We start from the raw sequence: 12,355 nt of genomic DNA on the forward strand, positions 1-12,355 counted from the left end.
AAAAGCATACCCCAATATGCGCCGTAATGAGAGACGCGTCGGTTACAAATGCAAAATGCTCTGTTCGATTCGTTTCCAGTGGTTTTCTGGGCGCGGTCGCGATTGACGCACTATACTTCGTAGTGCGTATTTTCGTAGAAAGGCCTTGCCATGATCAATCGCTACACTCGCCCTGCTATGGGTCATATTTGGACGCTTCAGAACAAGTTCGAAATCTGGAAGGAGATCGAGGTTCTTGCGTGCGAAGCCCAAGCTGAGCTGGGTCAAGCAGGCATTACCAAGGAAGAAGCCGCCTGGATTCGCGAACACGCCGGCTTCACCGTCGAACGCATCGACGAGATAGAGAAGGTGACGAATCACGACGTTATCGCCTTCACCACAAACATGGCAGAATGCATTGACGCCGATGTTCCCGAGGGGCAAGAAAAGCCCAGCCGTTGGGTTCACTACGGCATGACGTCGTCTGATTTGGGCGACACCGCGCTGTCTTACCAGATCACGCAAGCGATTGACATTATTTTGGATGACATTAAGCAACTTGGGGAAACATGCAAGCGTCGTGCATTCGAATTCCAGGAGACGCTGTGTGTGGGTCGTACGCACGGCATTCACGCCGAGCCCATGACGTTCGGCATGAAATTCGGCAGCTGGGCGTGGGCCTTAAAGCGCGCGCAAGTGCGCATGGAGCAAGCGCGTGAGGTAGCCGCTACAGGTGCTATTTCGGGTGCGGTAGGCACGTATTCGAGCATCGATTCGTTTGTGGAAGAGTACGTGTGCGAGAAGATGGGCCTTACTCCCGACCCGCTGTCCACGCAGGTGCTTGCGCGCGACCGTCATGCTCAGGTAATGTGCGCGCTTGCTGTGTGCGCGTCTACGTTGGAAAGCATCGCCATGCAGGTGCGCCTGCTACAACAGTCCGATGTCATCGAGGCGGAAGAGCCGTTCACGAAAGGGCAAAAAGGCTCGTCGGCCATGCCCCACAAGCGCAACCCCATTACGGCGGAGCGCGTGTGTGGCCTGTCGCGCGTGGTGAAAAGTAACGCACAAGTGGCGCTTGACAACGTGGCACTGTGGTTTGAACGTGACATCTCGCATTCTGGTGCCGAACGTGTGGCGCTGGCCGATAGCTTCACGGCGCTTGATTACATGTTCGGGAAAATGCAGTGGATGCTCGATGGCTTGCGCACCTATCCGGCGAAGATGGAGCAGAATCTATGGCGTACGCGCGGCCTTATTTTCAGCTCGAAGGTGCTGTTGGCGTTGGTACAAACGGGTATCACGCGCGAAGATGCCTACGTCATCGTGCAGCGCAATGCCATGGCAGTGTGGGAAGACATTCAGAATGCGGTTGATGGCCCCACGTATCGCGAGCGCTTGGAAGCCGACCCCGATGCCAAGCTGTCGGCCGAACAGCTCGACGCTATTTTCGATCCGTGGGCGTTCCTTACGCGCAAAGATGCGGTGTTTGAGCGTTTGCAGGAGTTGGAGTTCTAGCGCGCTGCGAGCAAGAAAAGTTTTCGAAGGAAAGGTGCATGTCACATGATTAACGAGAGGATGTTCGGGCTGGGCGACGAACCGAGCGCCATCCGTGAGCTGTTCTCGTACGGCTTGAAGCGTAAGGCAGAAATCGGTGCTGACAAGGTGTTCGACTTCAGCATCGGTAATCCGAGTGTTCCTGCGCCCGAGGCGCTGAAGCGCGCGGTACTTGAGCTGATGGAAGAGCCGCCCTGCGCGCTGCATGGCTACACGCCGGCGTCGGGCGATCCTGCGGTAAAGCAGGTAGTTGCCGATAGCATTCGTCGCCGTTTCGGTATTGAAGCCACGCCGGGCAACATCTACATGACGGTGGGTGCAGCTGCTGCTATCGCTATCTCGTTGTCTGCGGTGACGAAGCCGGGCGATGAGGTTATCGTCCCGAGCCCCTTCTTTCCCGAATATGGGGTGTGGATTGAAACCGCTGGTTGCACGCGCATTGAGGTTCCCACGCTCGTGCCTAGTTTCCAGCTGGATGTCGACGCCATTGAGGCAACTATCACCGAGCGGACGAGCGCCATCATCGTGAACTCGCCGAACAATCCCGTAGGTGCCGTGTACACGCGCGAAGTACTGGAAAACTTGGCGGCCATGCTTGAGCGCAAACAGGCTGAGTTGGGACGTCAGATTTTCATCGTATGCGACGAGCCGTATCGCGAGATTACATACGGCTGCGAGGTGCCGTACGTGCCCTGCTTGTATGCGAACACCATCGTGTGCTATTCGTATTCGAAGAGTATGAGCTTGCCGGGTGAGCGCATCGGTTACGTGTACGTGTCAGATCGCATGGACAATGCGCACGAGGTGTCGCTGGCTGTTGCTGGTGCGGGCCGTGCGCTGGGCTACATCTGCGCTCCGGTGCTCATGCAGCGTGCCATTGCGAAATGCATTGACGAGCCCTCCAATGTTGAAGCGTACCGTGAGAATCGTCGCTTGCTAACCGAGGGATTGAGCGAGCTTGGCTACGAGTACGTGCAGCCCGATGGTGCGTTCTACCTGTGGGTGAAGGCGCTTGAGGATGACGCGCAGGCGTTCAGTGATCGCGCGAAACGCTTCGAGCTGCTTCTCGTTCCATCGGATAGCTTCGGCGTGGGCGGCTGGGTGCGCATCAGCTACTGCGTTGCCCCTGAAGTCATTACTGGCGCTATGCCTGGGTTTAAGGCTCTTATGGAGAGCTATCGGCAAGAATAGCAAGAATAATCAATAAACACCGAGTCGTGTGAGGCACGTCTCATTCAATCCTTGTGTTTGCATCTGAGAAGAGCGATTGCTCCGTTATGTACGTGCATGACGGGGCAATCGCTCATGTTGGGGATACGCCGCGGCGGCATTGCGCTTGGGCTATCTGTCGTGAGCTGACTCGTGGGCAGACGTTTCATAAGCAACCTGATATTTCCGCATGCCAATGCGGTAGACGGTTGCGTTTTCGTGGCGCTACAATTCCCTTCGATGCGTGGGTTACGGGGAAAGGGCGACTGCCTTATGGGAAGAAGGCGGCCGCCCTTTCTCCGCGAAAACGGTAGAAGGAGTAGATCCTCGTGGCGCTTTCAGTCAAGCAAAAGATATTTCCCTATCTGGTTGTGGCGACAGGCTGCGCACTCTGCTTAGGTCCGATTACGTTGACGTTTAGTTGTGCTGGCATCTTCTACACACCGGTAAGCGAGGCACTAGGCGTTGGTAAGGGAGTATTCTCGCTGTATATGACATTTTTCTATCTTGCCCAAACGCTTGCGCTGCCGTTCATGGGTCGTTTGATGGAGCGGGCTGACTTGCGTATCGTGCTGTCGGTGGCGGTGGTACTTATGGGTGCCCCGATGGCGCTGATGTCTCAGTTCGACTCGGTGTGGGATTTCTATCTTGCCGGAGCTATCATGGGTATTGGTGATGCACCTATTCTCTACTTGGCTGTGTCGACGCTGGTAGGACGGTGGTTCGAAAAGCGAGTGGGCTTTTACGTGGGAATCTGCATGGCGTTTACGGGTGTGGGTGGCGTTATCTTTAACCCGATTGGCGGGGCGATTATTGCCAGTGGACCGGAAGGCTGGAGGCTGGGGTATCTGGTGTTCGGTGTCCTAACGATTGCCATTGCGTTGCCGTTTACCTTGTTCTGTGTGCGAAGTTGGCCATCTGATTTAGGAATGCATCCGGTGTGGTCGAAAGAGTGGTGCGCGCAGGCGGGCATGCCGCAATCCGATCAATCAGGCCAATCCGACCAATCTTCCCAATCCGTCCAAGCCGACCGCTCGGCTCAACCGGTCCAATCAACCCAAGCGGCCCGGCCGGTTCGACCACCACGCCGGGGCGTTACCGCCAAGGAGGCCCTGCGCGAGCCGTCGTTTTATGCCATGTTGGTGTTTGCTGTCATGGTTACGGCGCTGGTGTCGTTCTACCTGTTCTTCCCGTCGTATGCAAGTTCACTTGGAAATGAGTATCCTCAGATCGCAGCCCTGGCGGCAACGCTTGCCGCCGCTACCATGGCGGGGCAGGCAATCGGTAAGGTTTTGCTGGGGATTGTTGGCGACAAAAGCGCGCCTGCGGGATTGCTGCTGGCCGGTGGATGTGGAGTTGTGAGTATTGTTGTTCTGTGGCTGATTCCGAACGTGGCGCCGCTGTTTTTGGCAGCTGGTTTTCTGTATGGCATTCTGTATGCGGCGGAAACGGTGCAGATGCCCATTATGGCGCGCGTCATCTTCGGTACGCGTGAGTACCCGGCAATTTACTCGCGTATTTCCACGGCAAGCTCGCTGTCGGGCGTGGTGTTCACGTCGGCGTGGGGTTTCCTTATCGAAGGCGTTGGATATGATGTCACATTTGTTACGGTGCTTGCCATGCTCGTGCTCCTTGGTGTTTCGGGGTCGTTCGCTTTGCTGCGTGCACCCAAAGATTAACGAAACGCAGGGTGGCAATTGGTTGTGCTATCTGGAATGAGGAAAGCGCAGGCTGTCGGAGTAACTTAGAACAGCTGGCCGAGATAGTTAACGGTTTGCGGCATCCTTCAGCACCAGCGTCACGCGCGTTCCTTCTCCCAGCTCGCTGGCAACTTCCATGGTTGCGCCGGTTCCGAAGTAGCCGGCAATGCGGTCGCGCACGTTTTTCACGGCGATGCCCATACCGGTGCTCATTTCGGGGCTCATGATGTTCGCACATGTTTGCTCATCCATACCCACGCCGTCGTCGATGACGTGGATAATAGCGTCTTTACCGTGCATGACACCTTTCACGGTAATGGTCAACAGCCCTTCGGCAGGCATGGCATGATGCACGGCATTTTCTACCAGGGGCTGCACCAAAAACGACGGCACCATGATTTCGTTCACGGTAGGTTGTATGTCGGTGCGAAGCTGCACGCGGTCGGTGCCAAACCGAGCCACTTCGAACGAGAAATATCGTTCGACTTGCTCCATCTCGCGGTCGAACTGTATCAGGTCGCCGGAGTTTTCCAGCGTGCGTCGGTAGAATACGGCGAACTCGCGCAGTAGTAGCCGGGCATTGTTCGGATCGGTGCGGATCAGCGACGCGATGGTATTGATAGTGTTGAACAGAAAATGAGGGTTAATCTGGCTTTGCAACATTTTCAGCTCCATTTGCGTTGCAAGCTTAGTCTGTTCTTCAAGCGACACGGCTGCAAGCTGCGTTGACAGCAGGTTGCCAAAACCCTCGGCAATGGAAGTTTGCGTTTCAGTGATTTGCTTCGGGTTGCGGTAGTAGAACTTCAAGGTGCCCCATATCTGCCGACGACTTTTCTTCAGCGGCACAATGATAGCGGCGTTGATCTTGGTTTTCTGGCTGGGAAAGCCGATTGCAGATGAGCTGGTGAGAATGCGCATTTCGCCATCGTTAATGACGTTGCGGGTTGCTTGTGTGCGAATGGGAGAGCCGGTGGGGTTTCGTTCTTCATCGTAGCCAACGTATCCGCGGATAACTTCGGTATCGGTGATAGACACGGCGATGGCGGCTGTTGATGGGAGCAAAAGCGAACAAATCTTTTGTGCCTGTACGGTGGAGAATTCCTCGCCCGATATGTTCTCCAGAGTTTGGCGGGCGAGCTTGAGCATCGAGTCGGTTTGATGCGCGCGTACGGAGTCAGGGTCCATCAGCAGTCGCACTACCACCACCACGGAAAGGGTGAACACCAAGCCGGCCAGTACGGTGAGCAACGGGCTGTGCAGTGGGCCGAAGATGGTGCCGGCTAGCACAAACGACGACGCCACCGCAATGGTGATCATGAGCATTTCGAGAACGAACGAATGGGACATGGTAGCGCCTGTGTACTCGTTTTTCTGCATCGAGATGCCCTCCTAGCCGATAAGGCTAAATTCGTTGACTGCTAACATGATGGCGGCAAACGCGAGGAAACCGCCGAAGATGAAACGCAGTGCGCGTTCGGGCACGCGGCGAACCAGGCGTGCACCTATGATGGCACCGGGAACGGTTCCCGCTACGATGGCGAGCCCGGCGAAGTAGTTCACGTTGCCAAGCAACATTTGCTCGATAACGCCCGGAACGGCCAAAATCATGACCGCGATGAGCGATGTGCCCGAAGCCTGCTTCATAGACAGACCTATAAGCGATATGAACAACGGTACCATGAGGAAGCCGCCGCCCACACCCACATATCCCGAAGCGACTCCGGCAACCAAGCCGATTCCCGCGGCAAGGGCGAGTTGCCGACGCGAGGTTTTTGTCGGAGCAGCTTCGCTGGTTGCGCTGGTTGCTGCTGGGGTTTCAAGTGGCTCGGCCGTTGCTTGCGTTTCGGCTTGTGAAGACGAACTTTGGGAGTGCAGTTCTTGAGAAGACGACCCCTGAGAAGACGACCCCATCTTTACGGCTTTCTTCAACATAGTGAATGCCGAATAGCCAATAACCAACGCTGCCGCGAGCATAACCATCCAGCCAGGGGAACATTGCGCCAGCCACACACCCACCGGAGAGGTGAAGGCACCGCCGATGCCGGCGGCAAGACCTATGGCTGGCAGGCATGTTTTGTTTCGCAGGTGCTGTGTCGCTCCGGAAATGGACGTGGGAATAATCGCGAACATCGAGGTTGCCGTGCTCATAGTAGGACTCATGTCGAACAGCAGACGGAAAGCGGGCACCATGACAGTGCCCCCTCCGATGCCCAGCAACCCCGAGAAAATGCCGATGATCACGCCGCACAGCGCAGGAAGAACAAGCAGCGAAACAACGTCCATGCCGATTCCCGCGCTCGCCTATTCGGCCAGATTCAGGCGAATCTCCGTGGTTGCGCCCGGGTCGATGTTGCGGACTGGCGTGGGCTCTTCGGCTACGGCCGCAGCGCTTTGCGCGACATCGAGTCCGCGACGCTGAATGGTCGACTGGACGAGCGCCGTACGCAGTGCACGGTCATTTTCCAAGCGTGACATAAGCTCGGGCCATACGTACTGGAACTCGAAATAGTTCGTGCAATTGCGCTCGGCGTACACGGACGCCTCGCCCGCCGCGGCTTTTGCTGCCTTGCGGTAAGCCGCCTTGTCGGGACGACCGATACTGCGCAGCCATGCGGTCAAACGGATGCGGCGGCGGATGCCTGGGCGCAAGAATGGACCAGGGTACGGCTCGAGTGAGTCGGCGGTTATCTTCATCAGGTCAATTTGCGTGCGACTGTATTCCATCTTGCGGAATTCATACAGCCAGCGGTAGATGTCTTGGCGAAAACGCGTGCCTTCGCTTCTTGTTGCGGGTGGCAGATGTCGCATGTGCCACTTGTTGTCGAACCAAATATCCGACCCGTACATGCGCAGGTTCAGCATGTAGTCGAGGTCTTCTCCGCGCGCGATCCACGGGTCGAACGAAAGGCGCTTGTACGCTTCGCGGTGGATGGCCAAGCACCCGCCGCACACGTGGTTCGAGCGCGACAATCGCGGCCCGCGCAACGCTTTCGCTATCCATTCATTGAAGGCTGAGTTCTGCTGCCAGAAGCGGTCGTACCATTTGTTTTCGCGACTGGCCATGCACGAGTTTTGGGAATTTAAGTAGAAGCCGGTTTTGGCCAGAATAGGAATACCCTTACGCGTGAGCTTGCCTAGGCCATACATGGCGTTTACCAGGAAGTTCGGGTCGTCGATGACTTCGTCGTCGTCCAAAAATACCACCGAGTCGAACCCGAGTACATGTGCGATCACCAGGCCCATGTTGCGGATGGCACCATATCCGGCAAGCCCTACTTCCTTTGTGGGACGACCCAGATTCAGCTGCTCCATTCGCTGATGCACCAGTGCTGCTTCAGGCGCGCCGATAACTACAATGTTGAGCGTCGGGAAGCGCATGGCGATATCTTGCACCTTCTCGGCCGCCTGCGTTTCGATAGGCTTTTCGGCGGCAACGAGGATGATGATTTGTCCGACACCAGTAACCGATTGCAACGATTCAAGCAGGCGGGGAAGTTCGCCGTCTTGCTGAAGGGGCGTTGTGTGGTCGTAGGTGGTGGTCACGCCGCCGCCGTCGCGTCGGGCGGCGCGAGCGGAAACAAAGGTGGGAACAACAATTGCTGGGTTCATGCAAATCCTTCGTTTCGGGTGTGATGCTGCGGTGCGGGAGATGCGTGCAACGCGCGCGCAGTGCTGCCGCTGGATTCGTATTGTACTCGTTTTCGCAGATTGGGAGCGCTCTTCATCGAATCATTGCAAGCGGCTTGGCCCCGTTCGACGGTTCGACGGGGTGGGTCGGGTGTTGGCTGTTCGAAGTTACGCGTGCACGATTTGCTGCAGCGGCTTGTCATGCGGTTCGGTGGGCACGTGGCAGACACGCTGCTCATCGAATGCAACACCGATCACCGGTGTGTTCGCTCGCAGCTGGGGAAGGAACCGGTCGTAATTGCCGCCGCCATATCCTAGGCGTGCGTTGCTGTTGTCGAAGGCGACAAGTGGGCACACCGCAAGGTCTATGGCGGTGGCGCCGGCTTCGCAGTATCCCAGCTCGTGCATGCGATCGCGGGACATTGTGCGTAGCGGCGTGCTGAGAAAGGCGTCGCGAGCTTCGGTAAAGCGCGCAACGGGAATGTCGTAGAACGCCATGCCGGTATCGGTCATCACGGGGAAGGCAAGACGCCAACCGCACTTGTACGCCGCAAAGAAGAAATCACCCAGGTCAACTTCGCTTTTCATGGGGAAGTACACGGCCATGGTTGGCTTGCATGTTGCTTTTATGGCGCGCGTATGTGGCGTGATATTGGCTTGCTGGAAGAGGCTGTCGGTCAAACGAACAAGCTCAGCACAAATAGTAGCGCTTTTCTGTGCGCGCAATTCGGGCGGAATCGCATCGCGCGCGGCAAGCGCCGCTTTCCGACAGGCTGCTTTTGCAGCTTTGTCGGCGTACGTTGTGTTTTCAGCAGTGTTGCGGGCGTTTCGCTGCACGGCTTGTTGTTCTCGATCAGTCATAAGGGCGAGTATAGCAAAGCGGCGCGGAAAGAGAAAAAGAGACGTTCGCGCTTCAAAGATGCCGTTTGCAAGAAGCTGCAAGAATCAACTCACTTTCCGCTTTTGCTCAAACTTGCAACGACTCTTCCGCGTTCTATATTCTGCTCGTCTATTCATCTCAAGAGGGAATGGCCTGAGGAGTCATTTGACAGGTTGAGGTTAAACCGTTGCTGAGCGCTTTCTTGACAAATAGGAAAAAAAGGAAAACGAACCTCCACAACGGGAAGTCAATGTCTTTTCCGCACGACTACGTTCAAAAGTACCGCAAAAGGCTTATTGACGCTGGAATCATTGAAGCACCTGCTCGAGGGAAAGTTGCATTTGCAGTTCCGTATTTGGCGGATTATCTGCGCCGAGAATAGAGAATGGCAAAGAAGGCAACGTCGATTTCTGTTTGACGCAGGTCGGTGCTATCCGTCCAGCCGGCTAACCCATGGGCTGCAATACTGTGTCTTTTCATCATGGATAATATAGTAGCTAATTCTTGCAATTTTGCTCAAAAAGGCTACTATATGATCTATGATTACCTTTGATCAAAAAACGTCATATGACATACGCCGCGAAGTTGCCGCGCGTGTTCGTGCGCGCCGTAAAGAGTTGCACCTCACGCAAGAGCAGCTGAGCAGCAAAGCGGGCATGTCGCTTGCATCGTACAAACGCTTCGAACAAAAGGGACTCATTGCGTTCGACTCGCTCATCCGCATTGCCATTGTTCTTGACTGCGAAAGTGATTTCGACGAGCTCTTCTCGAAACGCGCGTATACATCCATTCAGGAGGTTATCGATGAGGCGCACCGTTGAACCAATTCCTGAGCTTTCTCCCACATCATTGCGAGTGATTCTTCACGGAATGCCACCATGGTCAACGGCAAAGGAACAGGTATTACAATCGACGATATGGTGCAGGTCGCCACACGCGCTGGTATGTTGCAATCTGAAGCGCTTTCTATCGCGCGCGAAATCCAAGAGCGCGTACACGCAACTCTGGCGTTACTGCCTATAGATTAGCTCGTTGCACCTTGCTGCCTTACGGGCTGATCCGTGGGCGGTAACGAGCAGTGACGTCCATTGTAAAAAAGTGAAATTCGTGCTTGACAGGAGCTTGTCTTAGTAGCAAAATAGCCCTTGCTGTTTTGGAAGTGCGCCGTTACCTCAGCTGGATAGAGGGACTGACTACGAATCAGTACGTCGGGGGTTCGAATCCCTCACGGCGCACCACTTGGACGTAAGGTCCTGGAATCGAAGACGATTTCAGGATTTTTGTTTTCTGCGGTTTTTGCCTTGTTTATCGGGTTATCAGGGTTAAGTTTCAAAAAGTGTGCGAGGACCGATTATTCACTGCTTGTAGTCAGGGTTTTGAGCGAGTCTTGGATGAGTGTTCCAATCTTGTATGAGGCCTCCAATCTCTCAGCATCCGTTTTTGGCTGGGTTGTGTGTAGGCACCTCAAAACATCAAATTCTTGTAAATTTAAATACGAAACACAGGAAACATTAGAAGGGAAGTTGCGAAATCGAATCTAGCAAGTTAGACTATCGCTTCGCGATCTAGATATTCTCTTCTGCAGCGGGGGAGGGCTGCTTTGCGGCTTGTTGCTCGTTGAATATCTTGGGCAGCGTACGAGCCTCATTCGCGTTATCTGCTTTCATTATTCCGTTCGTGCCTGCCATGTGGGGGACAGCTTGTTTTGAGCTTGTAAAGCGAATGGAGCCTTCTGCACGGCCTTCTTCATGCCTTATGGCGTGTAGTGCCGAAAAATCGTTTACTAATGTTGTAGAGGAGATCGAAATGAAACTGACTGTTCGAAAAGCGGCAGCCTTGTTCATAGCGACAATTGCTTTCCCTCTCGCTTTGTGCTCATGCAGCACATCTTCGGAGACCTCAGAACCTGCCGAAGAACCCAGCGCTGCTCAGGAGATCACAATCGATGTTGCCAACCAGGCGCTTAAGAAGGGTGATACCACAACGATCGAAGTGACTCCTGCTGAAGAAGCAAGCAATGTCGTTTATCAGTCGAGCAACGAAAATGTTGCAACGGTTGACGACCAAGGTGTTGTGACTGCCGTTAAGGCGGGCTCTGCCACGATTAGCGCCATGGCTCCCGACTCTGATGAAGTTCTGGCATCCGTTCAGGTTACTGTTGAAGGAGCAACGCAAGCCGGTACGGTTACAACGAGCGTCGATATGTCCCAATACGACAAGGGTAGTGTTGTTCGTGCTTGGATTCCCGTTGCTCAGTCGAACGAATATCAGGTAATCGACGATGTTGCCTATGAAGCCGACGGCGCAACAAGAGCCGAAATCACTGAAGATACTTATGGAAATCAGATGCTGTACGTTGAATGGGATGCCTCGGTTGAGCCCGCGAGTCGAGTTGCGAGCTGCTCTTTCTTCGTAGAGCGTGAAGAGGCAGCTTGCCCCGAACTGGTTGAAGAAGGCACAGTTGGAAGTGACATGGAAGAGTACCTTGGCGCTTCCAGCATGGTGTCGGTGACCGGTGAAGTGAAAGACCTTGCCGACGAAATCACGAAGGACGAAACGACGTATTTGGGTAAGGCTCGTGCAATTTACGATTGGGTTATTGCCAATATGAACCGCGATAACGATGTTAAGGGCTGCGGTCAGGGCGATGTTTGTGCTTTGCTGGATACGAAGGCGGGCAAGTGCACCGACATCAATTCCATGTTTGTTGCCTTATGCCGTGCGTCGGGAGTGCCTGCTCGCGAGATGTTCGGCGTTCGTATCAACGATGAGGACATCACGAAGAACCAGCATTGCTGGGCAGAGTTCTACTTGCCGGGTACCGGATGGATTCCGGCGGATCCTGCCGACGTTCTAAAGGCTGTTTTGACGAACGAATGGGATAAGTCGTCCAACGAGACGAAAGAAATGCAAGAGTACTATTGGGGCAACTGGGACGAAAAGCGCGTTGAGCTTTCTCGTGGAAGGGATCTCACGTTGAATCCTGCTCAGGATGGAGATCCGTTGAACACATTCGGATATCCTTACGCTGAAGTTGACGGTGAAGCGGTCGACTATTACACGCCGGATGCGTTCGTCTACTCCATTGCTTTTGCAGAGAAAGCATAAGCCAAGCAACAAATCTATAGTGTTATAGCGTGCAGCTCTTGATGAAAATCGATGAGCTGCACTTTTTTATCTGGATCAATGGTTCAAGCGAAGCGCCATGTCATTCGTCGCTAGCTTGTGCCGCCGAATGCAACGAACCCCTACCTGAAAACAGGTAGGGGTTCGAAAACTTGCCAGTGGCGGAGAGCTGGGGATTCGAACCCCAGATACGCTTTTGGCGTATACTCGCTTAGCAGGCGAGCACCTTCGGCCTCTCGGTCAGCTCTCCACGCAACAACAAATGCGATTTGCTATGATA

General features: G+C 54.7%; 11 protein-coding genes and 2 tRNA genes. 7 read left to right on the forward strand and 6 right to left on the reverse strand.

Annotation, left to right across the window (positions count from 1 at the left end; genetic code table 11):
* Window positions 1-150 precede the first annotated feature (150 nt).
* The 3 genes from purB (at window position 151) to G7Y43_RS00535 (ending at window position 4,421) form a co-directional block, all read left to right on the forward strand.
* A complete protein-coding gene (gene purB, locus G7Y43_RS00525) occupies window positions 151-1,494 on the forward strand; it encodes an adenylosuccinate lyase (RefSeq protein WP_165042961.1) in 1,344 nt (447 codons plus the stop codon).
* A gap of 45 nt (window positions 1,495-1,539) precedes the next feature.
* Window positions 1,540-2,724, forward strand: coding sequence for a pyridoxal phosphate-dependent aminotransferase (locus G7Y43_RS00530; RefSeq protein WP_165042963.1), 1,185 nt, complete (start codon window positions 1,540-1,542; stop codon window positions 2,722-2,724).
* 347 nt (window positions 2,725-3,071) lie between these two features.
* Window positions 3,072-4,421: an MFS transporter gene (locus tag G7Y43_RS00535; RefSeq protein WP_165042965.1), complete on the forward strand. Its 1,350-nt coding sequence runs from the start codon at window positions 3,072-3,074 to the stop codon at window positions 4,419-4,421.
* Window positions 4,422-4,508: 87 nt separating this feature from the next.
* Here G7Y43_RS00535 and G7Y43_RS00540 read toward each other — a convergent pair whose 3' ends face one another.
* The 4 genes from G7Y43_RS00540 to G7Y43_RS00555 all read right to left on the reverse strand — a co-directional run bounded on the left by G7Y43_RS00540 (window position 4,509) and on the right by G7Y43_RS00555 (window position 8,930).
* The gene (locus G7Y43_RS00540) at window positions 4,509-5,819 is read right to left on the reverse strand and encodes a histidine kinase (protein WP_165042967.1); all 1,311 of its coding nucleotides are present in this window, start codon (window positions 5,817-5,819) and stop codon (window positions 4,509-4,511) included.
* Window positions 5,820-5,831: 12 nt separating this feature from the next.
* Entirely contained in the window at window positions 5,832-6,725 is an 894-nt protein-coding gene (locus G7Y43_RS00545) for a sulfite exporter TauE/SafE family protein (protein ID WP_165042969.1), read from the reverse strand.
* An 18-nt stretch (window positions 6,726-6,743) separates the two neighbouring features.
* Window positions 6,744-8,051: a glycosyltransferase family 2 protein gene (locus G7Y43_RS00550; protein ID WP_165042971.1), complete on the reverse strand. Its 1,308-nt coding sequence runs from the start codon at window positions 8,049-8,051 to the stop codon at window positions 6,744-6,746.
* A gap of 186 nt (window positions 8,052-8,237) precedes the next feature.
* Window positions 8,238-8,930, reverse strand: coding sequence for a 5-formyltetrahydrofolate cyclo-ligase (locus G7Y43_RS00555; protein ID WP_165042973.1), 693 nt, complete (start codon window positions 8,928-8,930; stop codon window positions 8,238-8,240).
* A gap of 558 nt (window positions 8,931-9,488) precedes the next feature.
* On the opposite strand from G7Y43_RS00555, the gene G7Y43_RS00565 reads away from it, so the two are divergent.
* The 3 genes from G7Y43_RS00565 (at window position 9,489) to G7Y43_RS00575 (ending at window position 10,187) form a co-directional block, all read left to right on the forward strand.
* On the forward strand, window positions 9,489-9,770 hold the full coding sequence (locus tag G7Y43_RS00565) for a helix-turn-helix domain-containing protein (RefSeq protein WP_165042975.1): 282 nt from the start codon (window positions 9,489-9,491) through the stop codon (window positions 9,768-9,770).
* Window positions 9,771-9,827: 57 nt separating this feature from the next.
* Window positions 9,828-9,977 (forward strand): hypothetical protein, encoded by a 150-nt coding sequence (locus tag G7Y43_RS00570; RefSeq protein WP_165042977.1) that lies wholly within the window; start codon window positions 9,828-9,830, stop codon window positions 9,975-9,977.
* A gap of 133 nt (window positions 9,978-10,110) precedes the next feature.
* Window positions 10,111-10,187 (forward strand) — tRNA-Arg (locus tag G7Y43_RS00575).
* Between the two features lie 327 nt (window positions 10,188-10,514).
* Here the strand turns inward: G7Y43_RS00575 and G7Y43_RS00580 are convergent.
* Window positions 10,515-10,793 (reverse strand): hypothetical protein, encoded by a 279-nt coding sequence (locus G7Y43_RS00580; RefSeq protein WP_165042979.1) that lies wholly within the window; start codon window positions 10,791-10,793, stop codon window positions 10,515-10,517.
* On the opposite strand from G7Y43_RS00580, the gene G7Y43_RS00585 reads away from it, so the two are divergent.
* Entirely contained in the window at window positions 10,786-12,057 is a 1,272-nt protein-coding gene (locus tag G7Y43_RS00585; RefSeq protein WP_206215060.1) for a transglutaminase domain-containing protein, read from the forward strand. The two genes, G7Y43_RS00580 and G7Y43_RS00585, sit on opposite strands and share 8 nt — an antisense overlap.
* A gap of 177 nt (window positions 12,058-12,234) precedes the next feature.
* Here the strand turns inward: G7Y43_RS00585 and G7Y43_RS00590 are convergent.
* Window positions 12,235-12,325: transfer RNA gene (locus G7Y43_RS00590), tRNA-Ser, on the reverse strand.
* Window positions 12,326-12,355: the final 30 nt, after the last annotated feature.

The organism is Adlercreutzia sp. ZJ138, from assembly GCF_011038935.1.
Taxonomy (GTDB): domain Bacteria; phylum Actinomycetota; class Coriobacteriia; order Coriobacteriales; family Eggerthellaceae; genus ZJ141.

What these genes read in the sequence shown, in the direction of transcription:
- G7Y43_RS00545 (WP_165042969.1), bottom strand. Translation starts at nt 6,725, where the DNA reads ATGGACGTTGTTTCGCTGCTTGTTCTTCCTGCGCTGTGCGGCGTGATC.
- G7Y43_RS00580 (WP_165042979.1), bottom strand. Translation starts at nt 10,793, where the DNA reads ATGAACAAGGCTGCCGCTTTTCGAACAGTCAGTTTCATTTCGATCTCC.
- G7Y43_RS00550 (WP_165042971.1), bottom strand. Translation starts at nt 8,051, where the DNA reads ATGAACCCAGCAATTGTTGTTCCCACCTTTGTTTCCGCTCGCGCCGCC.
- G7Y43_RS00540 (WP_165042967.1), bottom strand. Translation starts at nt 5,819, where the DNA reads ATGCAGAAAAACGAGTACACAGGCGCTACCATGTCCCATTCGTTCGTT.
- G7Y43_RS00565 (WP_165042975.1), top strand. Translation starts at nt 9,489, where the DNA reads ATGATTACCTTTGATCAAAAAACGTCATATGACATACGCCGCGAAGTT.
- G7Y43_RS00530 (WP_165042963.1), top strand. Translation starts at nt 1,540, where the DNA reads ATGATTAACGAGAGGATGTTCGGGCTGGGCGACGAACCGAGCGCCATC.
- purB (WP_165042961.1), top strand. Translation starts at nt 151, where the DNA reads ATGATCAATCGCTACACTCGCCCTGCTATGGGTCATATTTGGACGCTT.
- G7Y43_RS00570 (WP_165042977.1), top strand. Translation starts at nt 9,828, where the DNA reads ATGGTCAACGGCAAAGGAACAGGTATTACAATCGACGATATGGTGCAG.
- G7Y43_RS00555 (WP_165042973.1), bottom strand. Translation starts at nt 8,930, where the DNA reads ATGACTGATCGAGAACAACAAGCCGTGCAGCGAAACGCCCGCAACACT.